This window comes from Dendrosporobacter sp. 1207_IL3150 (assembly GCF_036763085.1).
GTDB lineage: Bacteria > Bacillota > Negativicutes > DSM-1736 > Dendrosporobacteraceae > JBAIYU01.
Genome location: NZ_JBAIYU010000010.1, coordinates 649,165 through 663,873 on the forward strand (window position 1 = coordinate 649,165; position 14,709 = coordinate 663,873).

Consider the following 14,709-nt stretch of genomic DNA (forward strand, 5'->3'; position numbering starts at 1 on the left):
TATCACTAAATTTATATGTTCATGCTAATAGAAATAATACAAGTTATTATATTAAAATTTTGCATTGCATAATTATAAAAAATAGACTGTCGATTAATCGACAGTCTATTTATGTTACTCAAATTAGCAAACTTTGCCTGGGTTGAGTATGTTTTTAGGGTCAAATGAAGCTTTGATGCCTCTAAGAACGGACATGTAATCTTCGCCCATTGCTTTTTCAAGGTAAGGTTTCTTTTCAGTACCGATACCATGCTCACCGGAAGTTAAACCGTGAAGCTCAGTAGCTTTGTCATACATTCTATCCATTGCTTTGTGCAATTTAGTTTTCCACTCGGTTTCGCCAAGATCATCTCTCAAGATGTAAACGTGTAGGTTACCGTCTCCAGCATGACCAAAGCTTTGAATGCGGATGTCAACTTCTTTTTGAAGTTCGTTAGTGAATTTAATGAATTCCGCAACTTTGTTTCTTGGAACAACAACGTCGCACTCATCAAGTTCGCTTGTTGAAGCTTTGATAGCCTCAAGGAAAGCACCGCGAGTTTTCCAGATAGTTTCTTGTCTTTCTTGAGTGTTGGAAATGAATACGTCATAAGCGCCAGCTTCTAAGCAGATGTGGGCAACTTTTTCGTAAGCATCTTCAACTTCTTCTTTCTTGTTGCCATCAAATGTTAACAAGAGGTAAGCGTCAGAAGACTTATCTGGGAACTTTTTACCAAGGAATTCTTCAGCAGCAACAATAGCGGAGCGCTCCATGAACTCAATAGCAGTTGGGATAGATTTTGATTTAATGATTTTTGGTACTGTCTCAATAGCAGTTGCCAAATCTGGGAAAGGAATTAGCAAGCTTTGAGAAATTTTAGGAAGCGGAAGAAGCTTAAGGATAGCTTTAGTTATAAAACCAAGTGTACCCTCGGAGCCGACGATAAGATCTTTAATGCTGTAACCAGAGCTGTTCTTAACGTTTTTACCGCCAACTTCGATTACGCGTCCGTCTGGAAGAACAACTTCCAAACCACGAACATAGTCTCTAGTTACGCCGTACTTAACAGCTTTCATACCACCAGCATTAGTAGAGATGTTACCACCAATGGAAGCGGATTTCTCACCTGGATCTGGTGGGTAGAATAAATCATTACTTTGAACATGCTTGATAATATCCATCAAAAGAACGCCTGGCTCTACTGTTAGAGTTAGGTTTTCGTCATCAAGCTCAAGAATGTTGTTCATACGAACAGTGGAGATCATGATACCGCCATTAAAAGCAACAGCAGCACCAGCAAGGCCAGTACCTTGACCGCGTGGAGTTACGATAATGTTGTTATCATAAGCATATTTCATAATTTTTGAAACTTCTTCAGTAGTTTCAACTTCTACAACAACATCAGGATACTTATTAGCGTGAACGATTTCGTCACGGCTATAAGTTTCATGGATTTGGTCGCCAACAAATACTTTTTCTTTACCTGCAACGGACACGATAAACTCTATATCTTTACTATCGACTTTTTTGTAATCCATAGTTTGTTCACCCCTTAACTATAAATTTACGGGCTGCTATTAAGCGCCAAGCTCTTGAGCAAGCTTAGGAAGTATTTCGTTTACATCACCAACGATGCCATAGTGAGCAACGTCGAAGATTTGAGCGTCAGCATCTGTGTTAATAGCAATAATTGTTTCGGATTTGTCCATACCAGCTACGAATTGGATATAGCCTGCTACACCAGCGCAGATGATAAGACGAGGCTTAACAGTTCTACCGCTAAGACCGATTTGCAGTCTTGCATCAGCTAGACCAGCTTCAACAAGCGGTCTAGTTACCGCAAGCATACCACCAAGTTTCTCAGCGATGGCTTTGCACATATCAAGACCTTCTTTAGTCTTGATAGCACCACCTGCAACTACGATAACTTCAGCATCCTCAATAGATTGTACAGTTTCTTTCTTAACTACGCCCTTAACAGAAATGCGTGAGTTAAGTTTGTCTGCATCAAGGCTGCAAAGAGTAATTTTGCCGCTTTGCTCTTGAGTTCTTTCAGGAGCATCGAATATTTTATAACGTACAGTCGCAAATTGCGGACGGTTGTTTGGAGTATAGATATGAGCCATAATGTTGCCGCCGAAAGCAGGACGGATTTGTGCTAAATCTGTGCTTTCATCCATATCAAGAATTGTACAGTCAGCAGTTAAACCAGTACGGAATCTTGCAGCTACACGAGGAGCTAATGAACGGCCAACATTTGTACCACCAACAAGAATTGTGGAAGCTTTAGTTTTGTTGATGAAGTCTTCCATTACCGCAGTATATGGCTCGATGCGGAAATGCTTGAGTTCTTGAGCGTCGTAAACGAAAACTTCGTCAACGCCGTAGTGAAGAATTTCAGCAGCTTTTTCTTGTATATTTGAACCGGCAAATAAAGCATATACAGGATGGTTAATTTTAGCAGCCATCTCTTTTGCTTTACCGATAAGCTCAAATGTTACAGGATGGATATCGCCGTCTACATGGTCAACATAAACGCAGATACCTTTCCATAAGCTCTTATCAATCTCTTCAACTTTATCTTCTTCGCATACGAAAACGCCTTCAGGGCCTTTTTTCACGCAAATTTTACACATTTTACAAGCAGCGTTTATTTGCAGATACTCATTGTCCCACTCAATTGCATTGAATGGACAGAGTTTCATTAGATCTTCTGGACTAGTAACTAATTTTTGATTAATAACTATTCTAGCCATTATTGTCCCTCCTTACGCAAACTTAAGTTCTTTTAGCTTTTTAACTAACTTAGCATTCAGTTCTTCACCGGTGCCTGTCCACATTTCGCGATCAGAATTAGCTTCTGGTGAGAATATTCTTAAAACGCGAGTTGGGGAACCGTTCAAGCCATATTTCTTCTCATCTTTGTCTTCGAAGTCATTTAAGGTGTAGAACGGAATCTTTTTACCTTTAGTAGCCAACTTAAGTTTGAAAGAAGGCAGTCTTGGTACATTGATGCCCTTTTCAACAGTAATAAGGCAAGGATACAGCATTTCAACAATTTCCACACTGTGACCCATGTCCATTTCAACAGTAACAGCTTTGTCAGTAACTTCGATAATCTTAGTTACGTTAGCAACATGCGGAATTCCAAGGAACTCAGCAAGTTCAGGGCCTACTTGAGCAGTATCGCCGTCAGTAGTTTGTTTACCACAGATGATAAGATCAGGGATGTTAACTTTCTTGATACCTTGCGCAATAGTGTACGCAGTTGCAAGAACGTCAGCACCAGCAAATTTTCTGTCAGTGAATAGTGCAGCTTCGTCAGCACCCATCATGAATGCTTCTTGAAGAATCTCGGACGCTTGTGGCGGCCCCATGCTCACTACAGTAACTTTTGCCCCATTTTTCTCTTTAATTCGTACAGCTGTCTCTACGCCATACAAATCGTACGGATTCATTTTTGAATCAATACCTTCTCTTTTTAGGACGCCAGTCTCTTTGTCTACTTCAACTTCTGAAGTTCCGGGAACTTGCTTAATGCAAACCAAAATCTCCACACAAAAAACCCCCTCTTGGTAAATATAAGACCACTCTGAAAACTGTGCATTACTGCCTAATCCATGACAGTAATGGTAAATAATAAGTAAAGCTTATCCCCTGAATAATTGTAACAAAATCTTTGCAATATAGCAACAATTTGATATCTAGTTCTTTTTTTCACAGGCTAGTTCTTTTTTTCACAGCTTTTCTATGTTTTTCTTGCTATTTTGCAAATTTCGCTAAACTTTATAGTTCCCAATTACAGTTACGAGTATGCGTACCTCTCACATAAAACTGTAATTTTTCAGAAAGCTTCATTAATATATAGTAATCAATCGCTGCTTAATTCGCGTTGCTATGCTCCTTGTAATTATACCAGTGTCGACTGTCAATTATTTTAGGTGCAATGTACAGCCATATTACGCAAATAAACGGCAATTTTATTAATTTAGGAATATACTTTAAACCTGTATTTCCGCTAGCCTACTTGTTAGTTAGCGCTCGGCACATTTCGTGAGTATAAATATGCCAATACAGCCTGTGTTTATTATGATAATATATTTATAATACATCACTATAGGCGGGATAAAGTGAAAGAATATAAACGAATTTGGGAAATTGATTTTTTTCGCGGTTTAGCTATCATTCTTATGATTCTATTTCATTTAGTTTTTGATTTTAAAGAATTTCTGAATGTAAACTTGAATTATAGTTCAGGTATATGGTTTTACACTGGCAAAAGCGCGGCCGTTCTTTTTATCTTCATTTGCGGACTAAGCGGCAGTCTAACTAACAAACATGTACGTAATGGCGTTAACGTCTTAATTTGGGGTTTAGCACTATCTGTCCTAACTTATTTTTATAACCCTATCTTATATATAAGATTCGGCATATTGCATCTCCTCGGGGTAAGTCTTATCACCTATCCATTTGTCCGCCCTCTAAGCATAAGTCTGTTATTCATTTTGGGCATTGCCGCTATTATAGCAGGCTTTATTACAACCAAGCTTGGTACAACTAATGATTGGCTGCTAACTATCGGGTTAACGAGCCCTTCTTTTGCCTCATTGGATTATTATCCTTTACTTCCCTGGTATGGAGTTTTCTTATTCGGTGTTGCTGCAGGCAAATACTTTTATTATGAAAAAACCTCGATCATGCCTGTATTTATTGATATCCCACTAATTAATTATTTAGGCCGTCATTCACTTCTAATTTATTTAATTCATCAGCCTATATTACTAAGCTTAATATTCGCATATAAGAAGCTTATCGATTTGCCTTAGTAGCTTTAGCTCAGATACCAAAAAAACACTAACTTTACCTACTCTTTTTCTATAACAGCTCGGCTGATTGGAATATATAGAGAAAAAACACTACCTCTTCCCTCATGGCTCTTAACTAGTACTTTCCCGCCGTGACTTTCAATTAGCTGTTTGACTATTGCTAATCCAATACCAGATCCACCGCTTTTGCGATCACGTGCCTTATCCGACCGATAAAAGTGATTAAAAATATATGGTAAATCCTCTGCAGCAATTCCAGTGCCAGTGTCGGAAACTTCTACTAGTAACCAGCTCATGCTGTTTTCAAAAACGCTCCGGGTAGCAACTGATATTCTCCCACAATCCGGTGTATGTCTTAAAGCATTAGTCATAAGATTGTACAATACCTGATTTATTCTGCCAGCATCAACGTAAACTTCCGCGACGTTTTCTAAGTCTGTTTCTAACCTTATGTTTTTTTCTTCCGCCAGTGGTTCTAGCATGTGGATTGCCTTAATAATCAACTGATTCAAATCCGTTGGCCGTTTTTCTAATAATAACTGACCTGCCTCAGCTAAAGATAAATCACGCAGGTCTTTGATAAGCCTGTTCAAATAGACAGTTTCATCATAGAGTGAACTTAACTGAGTTTCACTTGGTTCAACAACGCCTTCAAGCATACCTTCCAAATTGCCTTGAATGACAGCTAGCGGAGTTTTAAGCTCATGGGCAACATCGGCTAACAGTCGTTTTCTTAATCGGTTATTCTCATTTAGAGCCTCATTCATTCTATTTATAGCGGTGGCTAATTGCCCCACCTCATCTTTTGACTCTACCTCAACCTTTTGATTAAAGTTACCCTTTTGGATTTCTTCAACTGCCATTACCAGCTTACGTAGCGGCACTGTTATACTGCGGGAAAGGGCATAACTTGCGGCAAACCCGGCTGCAATGATGGCTACACCTACCCAAATAAGCGACCGATGAACTGATGCTAAAAACATCTTCTCCGGCATACCAATTATAGTTCCTTCTGCCAGCGCGATTGCTCTCATTCCGTGGGCTTCGTGCGCTGTTAAGTATTCATGGAATAATCCAGTCATTTGACTCTCCGCCAGATATACTAAGGTTACGACAGTAAGTCCGACCAATAAAAACATTAAACCATTTATACGGTAAGTTATACTATTCAACAACTTCACCGCCCATAAACTTATATCCCACACCATAAACAGTTTGAATTAAACGAGGCTCTTTAGGATTATCCTCAATTTTACGCCTTAAATTCTTAACGTGAGCATCAATGGTCCTTTCGTAGCCTTCGAAAGCATAATCCTGAATTTTTTCTACAATTTGCAGACGATTGAGAACGCGCCCGGAGTTATTCGCAAATAACTCTAATATTTTAAATTCAGTAGGCGTTAGGTCAATAATGTCTCCGCCCTTCCGCACCTCATGACGGCTTATATCTATAAGTAAATCAGCTACCTTGAAAATTTGCTTAGCTGATGTCTGTTTATATGTACGACGCAAAATAGCTCTAGCTCTGGCAACAACCTCTCGCGGGCTGAATGGCTTTGTAACATAATCATCTGCACCGATTTGAAGCCCAGCTAGTCTGTCCATTTCATCGTCACGCGCCGTCAGCATTATTACAGGAACATCACTATCTTTTCTAATTCGAAGGCAAACTTCCAAGCCATCAAGCCCTGGCAGCATTAAGTCAAGCACAATAATATCAGGCCTTAGTTCTTTGGCTAGCTTTAAGGCGCTATTACCATCATGAGTTACACTAGTAATAAATCCATCGCTTTTGAAATACGTTTCGATAAGAACAGCAAGCTTTTCATCGTCTTCAACTATAAGTACAGAATATTGATTCATATTGCCCACCTCAATAAATAGGTTTATACTTTTAAATGTTAATACTTTTTAGCAGGATATTCTAGTTTTATCTGAGAAAAAGTTATTATCATTGGTACAAGCGTAAAATTAGTACTGGAGGTAATCATGCGGGTTGCAGTAATTGACGGACAAGGCGGCGGCATGGGCAAAGTCATCATTGACAAATTAAGAAAAGAATTTCATGAAAACATTGACCTTCTGGCCCTTGGAACTAACGCACTCGCCACCGCAGCCATGTTAAAAGCTGGGGCTAATGACGGTGCCACTGGGGAAAATGCAATAATCTATAACATAAATCAAGTAGATTTAATAATAGGGTCTCTAAGTATAATCTCCGCAAACTCAATGCTCGGTGAATTGACTCCGAAAATGGCAGAAGCCATCTCTTCAAGCAGTACTCGTAAGCTGCTTATCCCAGTTTTTAGGGGTAACATGACTATAATCGGGATTCAAAACGAGCCGCTTCCGCACTATGTCGAAGCCTTGATATTACATATAAAAAAACTTCGGGAGGAATATAAATGTGCGAAGCAAACGCATACATAATTAATAAGGGCATTGAAGAACTGCTATTAGAAAGAGTTGATAAAGTAGTTCCTACTGACGGCGAAATCTATCTTGAAAATATTTTTGGGCAGCGTCTGACATTAGCAGCTCGCATTAAAGAACTGCATTTGGTAGATCATAAAATAGTCCTTGAACGCATCAAGTGAATCCTACATATAAGTAGGAAATTTACCTACAAAATATTTTCTATTTAGAGGAAAAAACTAGTAAGTGTTGAATATATATTATCTAAGTAAATACATCAATGTGACCATGAAGGTCACCCGATGACTACGAAGGTCTTGCTCCAAAGAATTTGGGGCTATCTTGCGTAGTTTTTTATTTATCAAATAAAAAGTACCATATAGGAGTGATTTTTTATGCATATGGCGGACGCACTAATCTCGCCAGTTGTTGGTGGAGCCATGTGGGCTGCAACAGCTGGTTTGGCATCATTTGCATCCAAGAAAGTTCAAACAAATATTGATAGCCACAAGGTTCCGCTGATGGGAGTTTTGGGAGCCTTTGTTTTTGCAGCCCAAATGATTAATTTTACAATACCGGGAACAGGCTCGAGCGGTCACCTTGGCGGCGGCATCCTACTCGCAATATTGCTTGGCCCGCACGCCGCTTTCTTGACTATCGCATCAATATTAGCAGTTCAAGCACTATTTTTTGCCGATGGTGGTTTATTGGCACTAGGCTGTAACATCTTTAACATGGGATTTTTACCTTGCTATATTGCGTATCCATTTATTTTTAAGCCCTTAACCGATCAAAAACCTTCTAGAAGGCGTATTATTATCGGTTCTGTTGCCGCCGCAGTCGCAGGACTTCAGTTAGGTGCATTCGGCGTTGTTATGCAGACCTTGTTCTCAGGAATTTCCGAACTGCCTTTCTTATCTTTTCTTCTGCTCATGCAGCCAATTCATTTAGCAATAGGGATTGTAGAAGGAATCATAACTGCAGTAGTAATTAGTTTTATTTACCAAACAGCACCTGAAATTCTTACTAAAACCGCCTTAAATAAGCCGTTAGATAATATACCAATCAAGCCTGTTTTAGTTGCATTTTTTATAGCAGCTCTTGTTATCGGCAGCACATTATCATGGTTTGCTTCTAGCAACCCTGATGGCTTAGAATGGTCGATTACAGAAACCAGCGGTCAAGAAGCACTGCAGGCGACAACAGAAATTCACGGTTTTTTTGCAGATTTACAAGAGAAGCTTGCCTTTCTGCCTGACTATAACTTTAAAAGCTCATCTGCAGTTGAGGCTCCAGCCGCGGCAATAGAAGAGTCAAAGGAGAGCGCATGGCCAGCTGTCGACAGAGGCACTTCTACAGCTGGTATTGTAGGTTCTCTCATCACACTACTGCTTGCATACTTGTCCGGGAAAGCACTCCAATATGCTGGGAAAAGCTAAAGTCAATTCAAAGGATGCTTCTATCCTTACTGTCTTGTGAAATAACCGAAAGAGGATGCTATGCTTAATATAGAATCAAATTGGCTTAACATGCGCTTGCTTGACGATCTTTCAATGCAAAATACACTAATCCATCGAATTGATCCGCGAATAAAAATCTTAATATCACTGGCGTTTGTTATTATAGTTACTTCGTTTTCAAAATATGAGATTACAGGATTGCTTCCACTATTTTTTTATCCTATAACTTTAATGTCAATAGGGAATATCCCCTCAACTCTCTTACTTAAACGCCTGCTCATTATTTCCCCTTTTATTTTATTTGTCGGAGTATTTAACCCGATATTTGACCGGACACCTCTTTTAGATGTTGGATTTATCAGTATTTCCGGAGGATGGATATCCTTTATATCTATTACTGTCAAACTCACTTTAACGGCAGCAGCTGCATTATTGCTTGTTGCGACTACCGGCATCAATCCAATTTGTGCGGCGATGCATAGACTAGGCTGTCCCAAACCTTTAGTAGTGCAACTATCATTTATGTACCGCTATCTGCATGTATTACTTGAAGAATTTATCAAAACTGTGACTGCATATCAACTAAGATCCCCTAATGGAAAAGGAGTTCAGTATAGAGCTTGGGGCTCATTACTGGGGCAACTGTTACTAAGAACTTATGCCCGGGCGAAAACTATCTATGATGCTATGTTATGCCGCGGCTTCGACGGAAGAATAACATTGTTATATACCAAGAACTTGCAAAACCATGATAGAATATATCTTGCTTATTGGTTATTCTTTTTTATTCTTTGTCGTGCCGTAAATATACCAAAACTCATGGGCAAGCTGTTACTGGGGGGACTTTAGTGCAAAATAATGTGATAGCTGTGAAGGATATTCAATACATTTATCCTGATGGAACGCACGCATTAAAAGGTGTCAGTTTTAAAATAAACTATGGAGAATCTGTCGCTATAGTGGGCTCAAATGGTTCAGGTAAAACAACTTTACTGTCCCATTTTAATGGAATATACCTTCCGAGTTCTGGAACAGTCCATATCGGAGAACACTCAATAAATCCCAATACATTAAGTCATATCCGGAGAACTGTTGGTATGGTTTTTCAAAATCCTGATGACCAGCTATTTATGCCGACAGTCTACGATGATGTCGCATTTGGTCCAACAAACCTAGGACTTTCGCAAACAGAAGTTGAATTGCGTACAACCACTGCACTCAAAACGGTGGGCGCATGGGAGCTAAAGGACAGACCACCATACCGATTATCAGGAGGACAAAAAAGAGCAGCCTCGATTGCAGCCGTTCTGGCAATGGAGCCGTCAATTTTGGCAATGGACGAGCCTACTGCTTTTATTGATCCTCTTACTCGTCGGCAATTAATAAATCTTTTAAAAAGCTTCAAGCAAACTAAAATAATTGCTACTCATGATTTGGATATGGCTTTAGACCTATGTGAACGGACAATTCTTTTGCAAAGTGGGTCTATTTTAGCAGACGGACCAACTGTTAAAATTTTTCGTGACAAAAAACTTCTTGAAAAAGGACGCTTAGAGCAACCACTATCAATGCAAGGTTGCCCCATTTGTTCGAAATAAATTTACATTAGAAAACGAGAGGATAGACTTCATAATCGTACGAAGTCTACCCTCTCTTGTTTTGTATTTATCGCTTGCTACGAAACCATAGCTTCTGGCTTTTCCTCACGATACGACAGCACTCTATATGGTTCCCAGCCGCCTTCAATCCACGAAGCTGCTTTATACCTGTCGTCGTCAAATCTCTTCATTATTGCTAGTGAGCACTCTGGATTTCCATAAATATGCCAGCAACCACTGCAGCAGAGCGGCTGATCTGACAAACCCATAAATCCAAGCACATCTTTAAGCGGAATACCTAGAAGTATCCCAAAATCATGTGGACAGGTTTTGGTGAATTTACTTTTTAAATATACTAAAGTTTCGTCTAGCCCCTTATCGATAGGATAGCCATGGCTTAATAAAAACTCTTTATTATTTGGCTCATAAATACATTGTTCCAGCATATCCCGACGATAGAATAAAATAGCTAGACGATCGGGAGTTTCTTTGAGTATAAAAAATGATATTGAACTGCCGTTTAAAAGTTCAGGTCCATATTGGCGCCAGAGTGTCAATAGCGGGCGACTTTTTGTATTAACGATAGAGAGAATAGTCGAAGGTTTACTGCCAAAAATGGTTGGCGCAAGTTCTAAAGCTAACCACTTTGATAAAAAATCTTCATTATTATAATGTGTTAAAATTACCGCTTCTTTAGCCATATTTCATCCCTCACTTTTAAGGAGTTTTGATAACGATTATCAATTTCATTATAACATCTACCAAAATAATCCGTCAATATATAATATGTAAATAAACTTTAAATGTATTTTCTTTCGGTTTGTCCCTAAAGCAGCAAATAAAACCTATCCAGGTTGCATAAAAACAATTAGTAACTTGACTTGCCAAAAATGACAAAACCACCGTAGTAGCGGTGGTTTTGGTGTAATTGTAATTTAACGTTTAGAATTGGGTAATGCCTCATAACATCATGGATACAATGGCTGACCATAATTAATATGTTTACTTAGTTTACTAAACATGTTCTCATTCTTTTTAATTAGGTCAAGCATCTCCTGCGCCATTGCAATATCTTTAACATAATGATGAAAATACTCTAAGTTTCTGATATGTGCTTTCTGAAAGGTAAGATAATCATCGAGATGGCGCAGTTCTTTTGATGAGATCATCTCTAGACCTCCTTTAGTTATGCTATTACTAAATTAACCAATTTAGTAAGCTAACATACGCTAAAGAAAATGCGATGGCGTTAGCCATCGCATTCATATGTTAGTCTTGTTGAAATAATACAGTTGATAAATATCTTTCACCTGTATCAGGAAGAAGAACTACAATATTCTTGCCTTTATTCTCAGGACGAGCCGCTACTTGACTAGCTGCAAACGCCGCAGCGCCACTGGATATACCGACAAGCAATCCTTCAGTCTTAGCAAGTTCACGCGAAGTAGCAAAAGCCTCTTCATTTTGAACTGTAACTATCTCATCGACGATATTCTTGTTGAATACGCCCGGAACGAAGCCAGCTCCAATACCTTGAATTTTATGAGGTCCCGGCTTTCCGCCTGACAAGACCGGTGAATCAGCAGGTTCAACAGCAATTATTTGTATATTAGGATTCTTAGCTTTTAAAACTTCGCCAACCCCAGTGATTGTTCCGCCAGTGCCTACACCGCCAATAAAAACATCTACCTGCCCATCAGTATCGCGCCAGATTTCTTCTGCTGTTGTCTTACGATGATACTCTGGATTAGCAGGGTTTTCAAACTGCTGGAGAATAATTGAATTTGCTGTCTCAGCTGCAAGTTCCTCAGCTTTTTGAATTGCCCCTTTCATTCCGGCCGGGCCAGGAGTAAGTACTAATTCCGCACCTAATGCTTTGAGTAGATTGCGACGTTCAATGCTCATTGTCTCTGGCATTGTAAGAATAAGTTTGTAGCCTTTAGCAGCTGCTACAAAAGCCAGCGCAACACCGGTGTTACCACTAGTTGGCTCAATAATTACAGTGTCTTTATTTATACGGCCCTTTTCCTCTGCATCTTTAATCATTGCGTAGCCGATACGATCTTTTACGCTGCTTAGAGGATTAAAATACTCCAGCTTTGCAATAACTTTTCCACCTAATGCTTTACTTGCATTAAAGTTTGAAAGCTCTAGAAGAGGTGTATTGCCAATAAGATCAGTAAGGTTTTTTGCGATTTTAGCCATTGATTCATTCCTCCTGAAAATAATTTTATCTTAGTTTTTAACTTTGTTTTAATTTTAACCTATATCAATATAGAAACTGACTTTAAGTACATTCGTAGTACCAATACCAAAATATGGTACTATAAAAATATACATAAAAAGGCTAAGGAAGTTCCCGAGGAACAACTCCTTAGCCTTCAGTCGTCTGATCAGCTATAACGATATATCATTAACTGTAGTATATTCCTGTATTTAAATATTGTCAATACTTTTAAACAAAGTGGCGTGCAGCTTATTTTACTCCTTTTACTTTACGGGACTTTGCTGCAAAAGCTATGTAACCCTGCAGACATTCAACTAATTGATCAGCTTGCTGCATACTGATACTTGCAAGCTTTGTCGTTCCAATCTCATCCTTCACTATGCTGTGAACCTGGAAATCGTGGTAACCCAATTCGGAAAGCTGTCTCATAAGACTTTGAACCTCAGATACCTTGTCTTGCATATATCCCTCCAGAAATCAATATTACATAGTATAAATAGGCCCACAGTCCCTAGAATAGTGCTATGCTCCTGTCCATTAACTATATTTTATTTCAAATTATTTCCAGAGTAAAGAGTATTTATTCGTAAAAAAGCTTTCAAATTCGACATTTTAGCAGTGCTACCTTGCGAGAAAAAAGTAAGTATGATTCTCATGTCCGAGATTCAAACTTACTTTTTATAGCTATTCTTATTTATATTCCATCCCCATAAAGCCCTTCAACTTCGACAAAACGACGTTTCTCGGTCTTTTCCAGCTGCACAATTTTACCATCCTGAATTTTTATTAATATTTGCCCATATTGCAAGTCGGATATTTCAGCTAATATTTTTGCTCGCACTGCTTTTAGACCTTCTACAGTTTTTTTACTGACAGCTGTTTTAGCTCCTTTAGCCGAAACTAGTATTTTTTCAGTACGTTCAATTTGCACTACTCGTGAGTCTTGAACTACAAGTGTTAGTGAGCCAAAGTTAACATCTTGTATCGCCTGATCAATAACATCGTGGACAATTTGGGGAAATTCTGATTCTTTGCCCATTAATCTTCCTCCATCGCAGAAAGTATATCTTCTGCAATATCATCTGGTGACTCCAGACCTACTGATAGCCTAAGCAATGCATCGCTTATGCCAAGTTCAGCTCGTACTTTTGCCGGTATAGCTGCATGGGACATAGTAACAGGGTAGGAAAGTATTGATTCCACGCCTCCTAAGCTTACAGCAACTGCCGAAAGTTTTACCTTACTCATAATTTTTCGGGCCAGTTGAGCCGTTTCAGCTTCAAATGACAGTACAGCCCCAAACCCTTCAGCCTGCTGTTTAAGCAATTCATGCCCAGGGTGAGATGTCAGTCCCGGGTAATGTATCGCTTTAATTTTAGGATGGGCTGCAAAGCGCTCAGCTATTAATTGGGCCGATTTTTGCGATTGGTCCATCCTTACTTTAAGAGTTTTAATTCCTCGCATAGTAAGCCAGCAGTCTTGAGGACCTAAAATGCTGCCTAAAGCATTTTGGAGGTAATATATTTCGTTTGCCAAGTGCTTACTGCCAGTCGCGACCAAGCCAGCAACAACATCACTATGACCTGCTAGAAATTTCGTTGCGCTATGAACAACAATATCCGCTCCAAACTCAAGCGGCCGCTGTAGATATGGGGTCATAAAGGTATTATCAACAATTGTGATAATACCACGTTCTTTGGCCCACGCACAGATAGCGGGTAAATTGCTCACTTTTAGCAGCGGGTTTGAGGGGCTTTCAAGCACAATTGCTTTAGTATTCCGTAAAACGGCTTTCTCAATTGCCTCTAAGCTTGTAGTATCAACAAAATCATGGTTGATACCCCACTTGCCGCAAACCTTACTAAGCATACGGTAAGTGCCGCCGTAAACATCCTTTGGTGCTAAAATATGATCGCCAACACCAAATAACAATAAAACTGTAGACATCGCTGCCATCCCGGAGGAAAATGCGAAACCGGCAACCCCGCCTTCTAATTCAGCTATAATAGTTTCAAGCGCCTTACGAGTAGGATTTCCTGATCTTGAATACTCGTAATCCTGGGCTTTACTTATATCTTCCTGGTGAAAGGTCGATACCTGATAAATTGGAACACTTACAGCCCCAGTATGTTTATCATTCTCAACCCCTATATGCAGCAACTTAGTAGAAAAATCCTTCAATTCTTTCACCTCATCTTTAGCC

The 14,709-nt window shown here is 39.3% G+C and carries 17 protein-coding genes; 6 read left to right on the top strand and 11 right to left on the bottom strand.

The genetic code is table 11. The features are described 5' to 3' along the window. Positions 1–123: 123 nt before the first annotated feature. Genes V6C17_RS06580 through V6C17_RS06590 form a run of 3 tightly spaced genes read right to left on the bottom strand, consistent with a single transcriptional unit; the run spans position 124 to position 3,537 of the window. Positions 124–1,518, bottom strand: coding sequence for an FAD-binding oxidoreductase (locus V6C17_RS06580; protein ID WP_333521753.1), 1,395 nt, complete (start codon positions 1,516–1,518; stop codon positions 124–126). A gap of 39 nt (positions 1,519–1,557) precedes the next feature. Further along, on the bottom strand, positions 1,558–2,736 hold the full coding sequence (locus V6C17_RS06585; RefSeq protein WP_333521754.1) for an FAD-binding protein: 1,179 nt from the start codon (positions 2,734–2,736) through the stop codon (positions 1,558–1,560). A gap of 12 nt (positions 2,737–2,748) precedes the next feature. Beyond that, entirely contained in the window at positions 2,749–3,537 is a 789-nt protein-coding gene (locus V6C17_RS06590; RefSeq protein ID WP_333521755.1) for an electron transfer flavoprotein subunit beta/FixA family protein, read from the bottom strand. A 573-nt stretch (positions 3,538–4,110) separates the two neighbouring features. Between V6C17_RS06590 and V6C17_RS06595 the strand changes: the two genes are divergently transcribed. Next, positions 4,111–4,806, top strand: a complete 696-nt coding sequence (locus V6C17_RS06595; protein WP_333521756.1) for a heparan-alpha-glucosaminide N-acetyltransferase — start codon at positions 4,111–4,113, stop codon at positions 4,804–4,806. 38 nt (positions 4,807–4,844) lie between these two features. Here V6C17_RS06595 and V6C17_RS06600 read toward each other — a convergent pair whose 3' ends face one another. Further along, the gene (locus V6C17_RS06600) at positions 4,845–5,987 is read right to left on the bottom strand and encodes a sensor histidine kinase (protein ID WP_333521757.1); all 1,143 of its coding nucleotides are present in this window, start codon (positions 5,985–5,987) and stop codon (positions 4,845–4,847) included. Further along, positions 5,971–6,669, bottom strand: coding sequence for a response regulator transcription factor (locus V6C17_RS06605; RefSeq protein WP_333521758.1), 699 nt, complete (start codon positions 6,667–6,669; stop codon positions 5,971–5,973). The genes V6C17_RS06600 and V6C17_RS06605 overlap by 17 nt, the downstream gene beginning before the upstream one ends. Before the next feature lie 126 nt (positions 6,670–6,795). Between V6C17_RS06605 and V6C17_RS06610 the strand changes: the two genes are divergently transcribed. The 5 genes from V6C17_RS06610 to V6C17_RS06630 all read left to right on the top strand — a co-directional run bounded on the left by V6C17_RS06610 (position 6,796) and on the right by V6C17_RS06630 (position 10,279). Beyond that, entirely contained in the window at positions 6,796–7,236 is a 441-nt protein-coding gene (locus V6C17_RS06610; RefSeq protein ID WP_333521759.1) for a DUF3842 family protein, read from the top strand. After that, on the top strand, positions 7,212–7,403 hold the full coding sequence (locus V6C17_RS06615) for a CooT family nickel-binding protein (protein WP_333521760.1): 192 nt from the start codon (positions 7,212–7,214) through the stop codon (positions 7,401–7,403). The genes V6C17_RS06610 and V6C17_RS06615 overlap by 25 nt, the downstream gene beginning before the upstream one ends. A 213-nt stretch (positions 7,404–7,616) precedes the next feature. Continuing rightward, on the top strand, positions 7,617–8,660 hold the full coding sequence (locus V6C17_RS06620) for an energy-coupling factor ABC transporter permease (RefSeq protein ID WP_333521761.1): 1,044 nt from the start codon (positions 7,617–7,619) through the stop codon (positions 8,658–8,660). Between the two features lie 60 nt (positions 8,661–8,720). After that, positions 8,721–9,530 (top strand): cobalt ECF transporter T component CbiQ, encoded by an 810-nt coding sequence (gene cbiQ, locus V6C17_RS06625; RefSeq protein WP_333521762.1) that lies wholly within the window; start codon positions 8,721–8,723, stop codon positions 9,528–9,530. Beyond that, positions 9,530–10,279: an energy-coupling factor ABC transporter ATP-binding protein gene (locus tag V6C17_RS06630; protein WP_333521763.1), complete on the top strand. Its 750-nt coding sequence runs from the start codon at positions 9,530–9,532 to the stop codon at positions 10,277–10,279. Before cbiQ ends, V6C17_RS06630 begins: the two co-directional genes overlap by 1 nt. Before the next feature lie 77 nt (positions 10,280–10,356). On the opposite strand, the gene V6C17_RS06635 is transcribed toward V6C17_RS06630, so the two are convergent. From V6C17_RS06635 to V6C17_RS06660, 6 genes are all read right to left on the bottom strand, one after another. Beyond that, positions 10,357–10,980 (bottom strand): DUF3793 family protein, encoded by a 624-nt coding sequence (locus V6C17_RS06635; RefSeq protein WP_333521764.1) that lies wholly within the window; start codon positions 10,978–10,980, stop codon positions 10,357–10,359. A 267-nt stretch (positions 10,981–11,247) separates the two neighbouring features. Beyond that, positions 11,248–11,448 (bottom strand): hypothetical protein, encoded by a 201-nt coding sequence (locus V6C17_RS06640; RefSeq protein WP_333521765.1) that lies wholly within the window; start codon positions 11,446–11,448, stop codon positions 11,248–11,250. A 100-nt stretch (positions 11,449–11,548) separates the two neighbouring features. Further along, positions 11,549–12,484, bottom strand: a complete 936-nt coding sequence (gene cysK / locus V6C17_RS06645; protein ID WP_333521766.1) for a cysteine synthase A — start codon at positions 12,482–12,484, stop codon at positions 11,549–11,551. A 271-nt stretch (positions 12,485–12,755) separates the two neighbouring features. Then, positions 12,756–12,968, bottom strand: a complete 213-nt coding sequence (locus V6C17_RS06650) for a hypothetical protein (RefSeq protein ID WP_333521767.1) — start codon at positions 12,966–12,968, stop codon at positions 12,756–12,758. Between the two features lie 232 nt (positions 12,969–13,200). Continuing rightward, positions 13,201–13,545, bottom strand: coding sequence for a YezD family protein (locus tag V6C17_RS06655; RefSeq protein ID WP_333521768.1), 345 nt, complete (start codon positions 13,543–13,545; stop codon positions 13,201–13,203). Beyond that, complete coding sequence (locus V6C17_RS06660) at positions 13,545–14,696, bottom strand: trans-sulfuration enzyme family protein (RefSeq protein ID WP_333521972.1); 1,152 nt, start codon at positions 14,694–14,696, stop codon at positions 13,545–13,547. Before V6C17_RS06660 ends, V6C17_RS06655 begins: the two co-directional genes overlap by 1 nt. Positions 14,697–14,709 lie beyond the last annotated feature (13 nt).

Bases quoted from the DNA above. Each gene is read 5' to 3' on its own strand.
- V6C17_RS06620 (WP_333521761.1), top strand. From the start codon at position 7,617: ATGCATATGGCGGACGCACTAATCTCGCCAGTTGTTGGTGGAGCCATG.
- V6C17_RS06640 (WP_333521765.1), bottom strand. From the start codon at position 11,448: ATGATCTCATCAAAAGAACTGCGCCATCTCGATGATTATCTTACCTTT.
- V6C17_RS06635 (WP_333521764.1), bottom strand. From the start codon at position 10,980: ATGGCTAAAGAAGCGGTAATTTTAACACATTATAATAATGAAGATTTT.
- V6C17_RS06580 (WP_333521753.1), bottom strand. From the start codon at position 1,518: ATGGATTACAAAAAAGTCGATAGTAAAGATATAGAGTTTATCGTGTCC.
- V6C17_RS06610 (WP_333521759.1), top strand. From the start codon at position 6,796: ATGCGGGTTGCAGTAATTGACGGACAAGGCGGCGGCATGGGCAAAGTC.
- cbiQ (WP_333521762.1), top strand. From the start codon at position 8,721: ATGCTTAATATAGAATCAAATTGGCTTAACATGCGCTTGCTTGACGAT.
- V6C17_RS06615 (WP_333521760.1), top strand. From the start codon at position 7,212: ATGTGCGAAGCAAACGCATACATAATTAATAAGGGCATTGAAGAACTG.
- cysK (WP_333521766.1), bottom strand. From the start codon at position 12,484: ATGGCTAAAATCGCAAAAAACCTTACTGATCTTATTGGCAATACACCT.
- V6C17_RS06605 (WP_333521758.1), bottom strand. From the start codon at position 6,669: ATGAATCAATATTCTGTACTTATAGTTGAAGACGATGAAAAGCTTGCT.
- V6C17_RS06655 (WP_333521768.1), bottom strand. From the start codon at position 13,545: ATGGGCAAAGAATCAGAATTTCCCCAAATTGTCCACGATGTTATTGAT.
- V6C17_RS06650 (WP_333521767.1), bottom strand. From the start codon at position 12,968: ATGCAAGACAAGGTATCTGAGGTTCAAAGTCTTATGAGACAGCTTTCC.
- V6C17_RS06585 (WP_333521754.1), bottom strand. From the start codon at position 2,736: ATGGCTAGAATAGTTATTAATCAAAAATTAGTTACTAGTCCAGAAGAT.